The following is a 6,763-nucleotide window of genomic DNA, read 5'->3' on the forward strand; positions in this document are numbered from 1 at the left end:
GAAGCACACCCCGCTCCGTACGGCCCCGAGGGCGGCCAGGACGGCCTCGTCCGCCACATCACCGCCCTCGCCGGGGCGACGCCGCTCGACCTGATCCTCTACCAGCGCGACCGGACGGCGTACGAGCCCGGCACCGTCGCCCGCCTGGCCGCCCTGCCGAACGTCATCGGCTTCAAGGACGGCCTCGGCGACCTCGACCGGATGCTGCGCACCGTCAGCGCCACCCGCGCCGCCGGGCACCAGGACTTCCTGTTCTTCAACGGCATGCCGACCGCCGAGACGACCCAGCTCGCCTACCGGGCCATCGGCGTGCCGCTCTACTCCTCCGCCGTCTTCTGCTTCGCCCCGGACGTCGCCCTCGCCTTCCACCGCGCGTTCGCCGAGGACGACCGGGCCACACTGACGACGCTCACCGAGCTCTTCCTGCGCCCGTACGTCGAGTTGCGCAACCTCCGGCCCGGGTACGCCGTGTCCCTGGTCAAGGCGGCGACGCGGGCGGTGGGGCACCCGGTCGGGGGCGTGCGCGCGCCCCTGACGGAGCCGGATCCGGCGCACGTGCAGGCGCTGCTGGAGCTCGTGGACCGCACGCGGGAGGCGCTGGCGTGACGCCGGCCTTCGGCGCCTACCTCTATCCCTGGGACGCGGACGGCGACCCGGCCTGCGGCGAGCGCCTCACCCGGCTCGGCATCCGCCGGGCCGCCGTCGCCGCCGCGTACCACAGCGTGCGCGCGCTGACGCCCCGCCACCCGCGCCACAAAGTCGTCACCGCCGAACACGCCGCCGTCTACTACCGGCCCGACCAGGACCGCTGGTCCGGCCCCGGGCGTCTGCGGCCCGAGGAGGCGCCGTGGTCGCCGCGCTCCTTCGGCCGGGCCACGGAGTCGCTGACCGGGGCCGGGGTGGAGGTGTACGCCTGGACGGTCCTCGCGCACGGGCAGCGCCTCGGCACCCGCCACCCCGAGGCCGCCGTCCTCAACGCCTACGGCGACCGGTACCCGTGGGCCCTGTGCGTCTCATCCCCTGCGGTGCGCCTCTACTGCGCCACGCTGGCCGCCGAGGTCGCGGCCCAACCAGGCCTGAGCGGGCTGGAGTTGGAGTCCTGCGGCTGGTACGGCTTCGACCACCTGCACGCACACGACAAGGTCGCCGGGGTGGCCCTGCCCCCGTCGGCGCGGCTGCTGTTCTCGCTCTGCTTCTGCCCGCACTGCCGGGACGGCTACCGGGCGGAGGGCGCCGAGCCGTGGGCGCTGCGGGCGAAGGTGCGGGACGCGCTCGACCCGGTCTTCGCCGGCACCGCCCAGGACGCGGCACTCGACCCCGAGTCGGCGGCGGCCGTGGCCCGAATGCGGGTGGGCGCGGCGGCCGAGCTCCGGGCGGGCGTCCTCGCAGCCGTGGCGGCCGAGCGCGCGGACCTCCCCGTCCTCCTGCACGCCCAGCCCGACCCACTCGGCTTCGGCCCCTCCCCCGGCCTGGCCCCTCGCGACACCGACACCGACACCGCCGCGCCCGTCCTGCTCGCCCCCACCCGCTCGCCGGCCGCCCTGGAAGCCGTCGGCGCCTACGCGGCCCCCGGCCGACGGGTGGCGGCCACCGTGGGCGCCGTCGCCGGCCTCGGCGGCGACGCTGCCGACCTGCCCGCCTGGTGCGCCGACCTGACCGCGGCCGGCGCGACCGAGCTGCGCTTCTACCACCTCGGCCTGGCCTCCAGCCAGGACCTCACCGCCGTCCGGGCAGCCGTCGAGAAGGTGACGTCGAGCCCGCGGTAACGCCTGCGGCAGGCCGGCCGGCAGCGCCTACTCACGTCCCGACTTCATGTCAGGACTTCAGGTGTCGGTCGTAGAACCTCCCCCCGTCCTCCAGCTCGAACCACGGGGTACCGACGTGCCCGCCCAGATTGGCGTGCATCGTCTTCTCCCTGCTGCCGAAGGCGTCGAACAGGTCCAGGGCCCGCTGCCGGGGGTTCCCTTCGTCGTCCCACTGCAGCAGGAACAGCAGCGGAATGGTGACCTGCCGGGCCTCCTCGCGCTGGGCGCGGGGGACGTAACCGCCGGCGAAGAACCCGGCGGCCGCGATGCGCGGTTCGGCTACCGCCAGCCGGATGCCGAGGGCGGTCCACCCCGAGTACCCGACCGGGCCGCCGATCTCGGGCAAGGAGAGGAGGGCGCCCAGGGCGGTCCGCCATTCCGGGAGCGCGTTCTCGACCAGCGGCCCGACGAGGGACTCGAAGATCTCGTCGACCGGCTCACCGGCCTGCATCGCCCGGCGCAGCTCGGCACGGGCCTGGTCGGCGGAGGCGGAACCGGGCCGGTCACCACACCCGGGGGCATCGATGGTGGCCACCGCGTAACCCTGCGCGGCGCTGTACCGAGCCCGGCCCACCAGCCGGGGATCCCGCCTGGGCAGGCCGTTGTTGTGGGCCATGAGGATCAGCGGAGCCGGCGCGGATCCGGGCGTCCAGAGGGTGCCGGGGATCTCCCCGAGGGCGAATTCGCGCTCGAGGACGCCGTCGTCGTGGTGCTGTTCGGAAATGAAGTGCACGGTCGTGCCTTTCGGGAGAGCTCGTGAACGGCGCTCCCGGACGACCTATCGCCCGACCGTGACCACGGAGGAGAGCACCCATATCGATACTGCGTTCACGGGTACCACCTCCTCGTTCTCTCGCACGGCCTCCGGAAACGTAGCAGTGACCACCCTGCTCCGCCAAACGAATATTTCGGGACGGTCTCAGAGGGCGGTATGTGACGTGATGTCGCATCCGTCGTCACCGGATCGCTTCGGCCCCGCCCGGACCGAGGAATCCCTGACCGTCCACGTTGTTACGCTGCCGCGGTGATTCTTCCGACCATCGAAGAAGTACGCGCGCTGCACGAGCGGCACGCGCCGACGCGCGAGGCGCTGGATCTGGTACTCACCCACTGCGAGATCGTCTCCGACATCGCCGAGCAGCTGCTGGCCCGTGCCGCCCTCCCGCTCGACGCCGACCTGGTGCGGGTCGGCGCGCTGCTCCACGACATCGGGGTCTACCGCCTCTACGACCGGGCCGGCCGGCTCGATCACCGCAGCTACATCCGCCACGGGGTACTCGGCCACGAGATCCTGCGCGAGGAGGGCTACTCGGAGCGCCTGCGCCGGTTCTGCAGCTGCCACACCGGCGTCGGCCTCAGCCGGCACGACATCCGCGAACAGGGGCTGGACATACCCGAGGCCGACTACCTCGCCGAGACCGCCGAAGAGCAACTCGTGATGTACGCGGACAAGTTCCACAGCAAGACCACGCCCCCGACCTTCCTCACCGCCGACTCCTACGCCACCTACGTGGTGCGGTTCGGCCCGGCCAAGGTCGAGGCCTTCGCCCTGCTGCGCGCCCGGTTCGGCGAACCCGACCTGACGCCCGTGCGGGATCGGTACAGCCACCCGCGGGCCTGAGAGGACGGTAAGCGAGCCGACGCCCCGGCTGGGGCAGGCGGTCAGGTCGCGGGTTCGCGGGGCGACTATGGCCGTGGCCGGGTGAACAACCCCTGCTCGCTCTCGGCCAGGATCCCGCGCTCGACGAACCGCTTGAGCTTCAGGCGGACGTTGTTGACGTAGCCGGCCTCGGACTCGTCATCGGCCGCTGCCTGCCGCCTGAAACGTCGGTGCGTACCTTCGGGTGAGTGGCGTGGGATCCGGCGGGGGCTCACCCCCGCCGTATCGCTGCCAGGCGGCGGTCGCCAGCACTTGGTGACGGAAGGAGGGGACGTGGGCCATGTTGTCGTCGCAGGTCAGCCACTTTCCCCCAGCCCAGAGGTCAACCCGGCACAGCGGGCCTGACTCGCCGACTTCTGCGGCGAACCTGGGTCTGTCTCCCAGAACCACGTTCATGCGGATGACCGCTGGTGGTCGTGCCGCTGAGCCCAGGCCTCGCGCGTGATCGCGTACTCGACGTCGCCGTGCTCAGCCCCCTCGATGTATTCCGGCCACTCCTCGAAGAAGGTGCGGATCAAGGACAACCCTGCCTTCTCCATGACGCGCCGGGAGGCGGCGTTGACCGTCATCGTGGTGGCCACGATCAGGTCCACGTCCAGCTCGGCGAACGCGTGGTGCACCAGTGCCCGCGCGCCCTCGGTGGCATAGCCCAGGCCCCAGACGGAGGGGAGCATGCGGTAGCCCAGCTCCGTTCCGCCGTTCAGGCCGACGCTGGCCGCGGGGCGCAGCGAGAGCCACCCGAGGAACTTCCCGGACGACTTCTCCGCCGCGACGAAGCAGCCCTGCCCGCTCGGAAGCTCGTCGTACTCGCGCAGGATGCGCGGGAGCTGCTGCTGCACGACGACGGCCCGGGGCACGGGACGGCCGTCGTCGATGTGCCGCATGACGTCGGGGTGACCGTGCAAAGCGGCCAAGTCGTCCACGTCTGCCTCGGTGAAGCGGCGAAGCGTCATGCGCCCGGTTTCCAAGTAGGTGTCCACGAGGGCGATTCGAGCAGGGCGCCCGGCGCGCGGCAACTGCTTTCCCCCGCGCCGTCACCTGACCAGGCTTCCGGCCCCACGGTTGACTTTGGTCCGCAGCTTGACCGTGGAGAACGTGGACTCGATGGGGTTCGTGGTCCGCAGGTGGATCCAGTGATCGGCCTCGTGCCATGAATGCTCTTGCCTGCCTTGGATATTGGCACTGGGTCAGTTGATCGGGACCGGGACACCACGCAGGAGGAGCGGCAGGCCGTCGCCGTGTTCCCAAGCGTCCCAGGCGTCGTGGACGCGGCGGCTCTGGTCGGGCGGCATGACGTCGCGGAGCGTGGCGCGGGGGACCCAGTGCAGGGCCTGGATGTTCTCCGGCGGTTGGTACAGGTTCACGGCCTTCACCTGGCGGGGGGACAGTACGCCGCCCGCGTAGACGAAGTTGATCCCCTCCGGGTAGTTGTCGCGGGAGACGTAGTCGACAGTGAGGATCGTGCGCAGCGGGAGGGCGAGGCCGGTTTCGGACTCCAGGTGGCGGCGGGCGGCGAGGTGGGGCAGCTCGTCCGCCTCGGCGCTGCCGCCGGGGAGGGTGTAGCCGTCGCGGTAGACGGGGTCGACGAGGAGGACGCAGAGTTCGCCTCCCAGGTCGGGGTTCTCGTGGAGGACGAGCGCTTGCTGCCCGAGGCGGCGGGCGGGCGGCTTCCGCATGAGGTGGTCGTTCAACTGCGCTCCTGGGGTGAGGGTTTGAATGGGGGAGACGGATCGCCGGTAGTGCTCAACGGCAGCAAATCCCCCGGCAGCCAGGGAACTTACGTGGAGCCCGGCGAGGAGGAACCCGCCCGGATTCACGCCGGCTCGTCGTTGAGCAGACGCCGCCACGAGCGCACGCCCGCGCCGGGCGCGATCTGCCGGGGGCTGAGGACGCTGACCTGATCGGCCCGCGTGGTCCATTCCACGCCGCCGCCGATGGGACGGAGGTACATGACGCCGGCGCACTGCTCCATGAAGACGCCCTCACGGGGACGGCCGTCGTCGAGATGACCACGATCGATCACCACCTCGTGGAGGAGGGGGACTTCGGACAGAACTGATCTCTGGTCTTCGAACATGGGGGACTCCGCAGTCGCACAGCGCTATCGGCGCATCACCTGGTGTAGCCATGGTGGCGCGGTTGCCCCTACGATCGGAAGGGTTTCAACTCTCTAGTTGCCTCGACCTCAAAGGTGAATGATCTTGGCTCGTCGCGCACTTGATCCAACATCATCTCCACTAGCCGCGCTGGCAGTTCAAATCTGCAGGTCACGGCAGGCGAGGGGACTCACACAAATTGCGCTTGGCAAGCGCGTTGGTACTCCAACGTCTACATCTCGAACGTCGAGGGAGCCAAACAAGCTCCGTCTTTAAAATTCGTAGCCCGCTGCGAGGCCGAGCTGGGGACCGACGGCTCACTAGAGCTCCTGTGGTGGAGCTGGAAGAACGGATCATTGATCCCCGGCTTCTCGGAGTACGCAGCCAAGGAGCGAGAGGCCCTGGCCATCAGGCTCTTCGAGGTGGACATGGTGCCGGGCATACTCCAGTACTCGGACTACAGCGCCGCCTACGAGTCAGCTCCGGTTCGACGCGGCGAAGCAACGCAGGAGCAGGCCGACGAACGCCTACGACTCCTGTCTGTACGTCAACGAATCCTGGACCGATCGACTGCCCACGTCGTTCTCGACGAGTCGGCCATCCGACGTCCGATCGGCGGACCAGTCGTCATGGCACGCCAACTACAGCACTTGGAGCACCTGGCAACACGGCCCAACATCGTTGTCCAGGTCGCGCCCTACGCGCTCGCCGAGGAGCGTCCGTTCTCGCATTCGGTAACGCTTCTAACCCTGCCGAACCGCACGATGGTGGGGTACACCGAGACGCTGCAACGAGGGTTCCTGGAGCAGGACACCGGGGTCGTATCCAGGTGGGCTGGACAGTACGATCGTCTGCAGGTGAATGCCCTCAATCAGCCGGACAGCCTGGCCATAATCAGGGAAGCACGGAAGGACTATGAGCGTCATGCAAGACGACCTGACCGACGCCGCATGGCGGAAGAGCACCTATAGCAACGGGCAGGGCGGCTGCATCGAGGTGGACGACGCACACCCCGGAAGGGTCCGCGACTCCAAGGACCCCCACGGCCCCGCCCTCGTCTTCCCCCCCGACACCTGGCGATCGTTCGTCACCGCCGTCCAGGCCGGCGAGTTCGGCGACGTCTGAGACTCCCCGATCCCGACGGATCCGGCAGCCTCGACCAGGCCGGCGAAGCTGTGATCACGGCGTGGGGGGGGGGTAAA

General features: G+C 70.0%; 9 protein-coding genes. 5 read left to right on the forward strand and 4 right to left on the reverse strand.

The window, feature by feature from the left end:
* Window positions 1-606: dihydrodipicolinate synthase family protein (locus tag AB0O00_RS25775; protein WP_363655557.1), on the forward strand; the 606-nt coding region annotated here is incomplete at its 5' end.
* On the forward strand, window positions 603-1,766 hold the full coding sequence (locus tag AB0O00_RS25780) for a hypothetical protein (RefSeq protein ID WP_363655559.1): 1,164 nt from the start codon (window positions 603-605) through the stop codon (window positions 1,764-1,766). The genes AB0O00_RS25775 and AB0O00_RS25780, both read left to right, overlap by 4 nt.
* 49 nt (window positions 1,767-1,815) lie before the next feature.
* On the opposite strand, the gene AB0O00_RS25785 is transcribed toward AB0O00_RS25780, so the two are convergent.
* On the reverse strand, window positions 1,816-2,538 hold the full coding sequence (locus AB0O00_RS25785; RefSeq protein WP_363655561.1) for an alpha/beta hydrolase: 723 nt from the start codon (window positions 2,536-2,538) through the stop codon (window positions 1,816-1,818).
* Between the two features lie 291 nt (window positions 2,539-2,829).
* Here AB0O00_RS25785 and AB0O00_RS25790 point away from each other — a divergent pair, with 291 nt between their 5' ends.
* Window positions 2,830-3,426 (forward strand): HDIG domain-containing metalloprotein, encoded by a 597-nt coding sequence (locus AB0O00_RS25790; protein ID WP_363655564.1) that lies wholly within the window; start codon window positions 2,830-2,832, stop codon window positions 3,424-3,426.
* 431 nt (window positions 3,427-3,857) lie between these two features.
* On the opposite strand, the gene AB0O00_RS25795 is transcribed toward AB0O00_RS25790, so the two are convergent.
* The 3 genes from AB0O00_RS25795 to AB0O00_RS25805 form a co-directional block, all read right to left on the reverse strand.
* Window positions 3,858-4,418: a GNAT family N-acetyltransferase gene (locus AB0O00_RS25795; RefSeq protein WP_363655566.1), complete on the reverse strand. Its 561-nt coding sequence runs from the start codon at window positions 4,416-4,418 to the stop codon at window positions 3,858-3,860.
* Between the two features lie 234 nt (window positions 4,419-4,652).
* Complete coding sequence (locus AB0O00_RS25800) at window positions 4,653-5,156, reverse strand: NUDIX hydrolase (protein WP_363655568.1); 504 nt, start codon at window positions 5,154-5,156, stop codon at window positions 4,653-4,655.
* A 122-nt stretch (window positions 5,157-5,278) separates the two neighbouring features.
* Window positions 5,279-5,542 carry a hypothetical protein gene (locus AB0O00_RS25805; protein ID WP_363655570.1) on the reverse strand — a complete coding sequence of 88 codons (264 nt, stop codon included), beginning with the start codon at window positions 5,540-5,542 and terminating at the stop codon, window positions 5,279-5,281.
* Window positions 5,543-5,917: 375 nt separating this feature from the next.
* Here AB0O00_RS25805 and AB0O00_RS25810 point away from each other — a divergent pair, with 375 nt between their 5' ends.
* Entirely contained in the window at window positions 5,918-6,532 is a 615-nt protein-coding gene (locus tag AB0O00_RS25810; protein ID WP_363655572.1) for a DUF5753 domain-containing protein, read from the forward strand.
* Entirely contained in the window at window positions 6,486-6,686 is a 201-nt protein-coding gene (locus AB0O00_RS25815) for a DUF397 domain-containing protein (protein ID WP_363655574.1), read from the forward strand. Before AB0O00_RS25810 ends, AB0O00_RS25815 begins: the two co-directional genes overlap by 47 nt.
* Window positions 6,687-6,763 lie beyond the last annotated feature (77 nt).

This window comes from Kitasatospora sp. NPDC093558, from assembly GCF_040683475.1.
In the GTDB taxonomy this organism is placed as follows: domain Bacteria; phylum Actinomycetota; class Actinomycetes; order Streptomycetales; family Streptomycetaceae; genus Kitasatospora.

Coding starts and splice junctions, on each gene's coding strand:
- AB0O00_RS25795 (WP_363655566.1), bottom strand. CDS start 4,418: ATGACGCTTCGCCGCTTCACCGAGGCAGACGTGGACGACTTGGCCGCT.
- AB0O00_RS25805 (WP_363655570.1), bottom strand. CDS start 5,542: ATGTTCGAAGACCAGAGATCAGTTCTGTCCGAAGTCCCCCTCCTCCAC.
- AB0O00_RS25815 (WP_363655574.1), top strand. CDS start 6,486: ATGCAAGACGACCTGACCGACGCCGCATGGCGGAAGAGCACCTATAGC.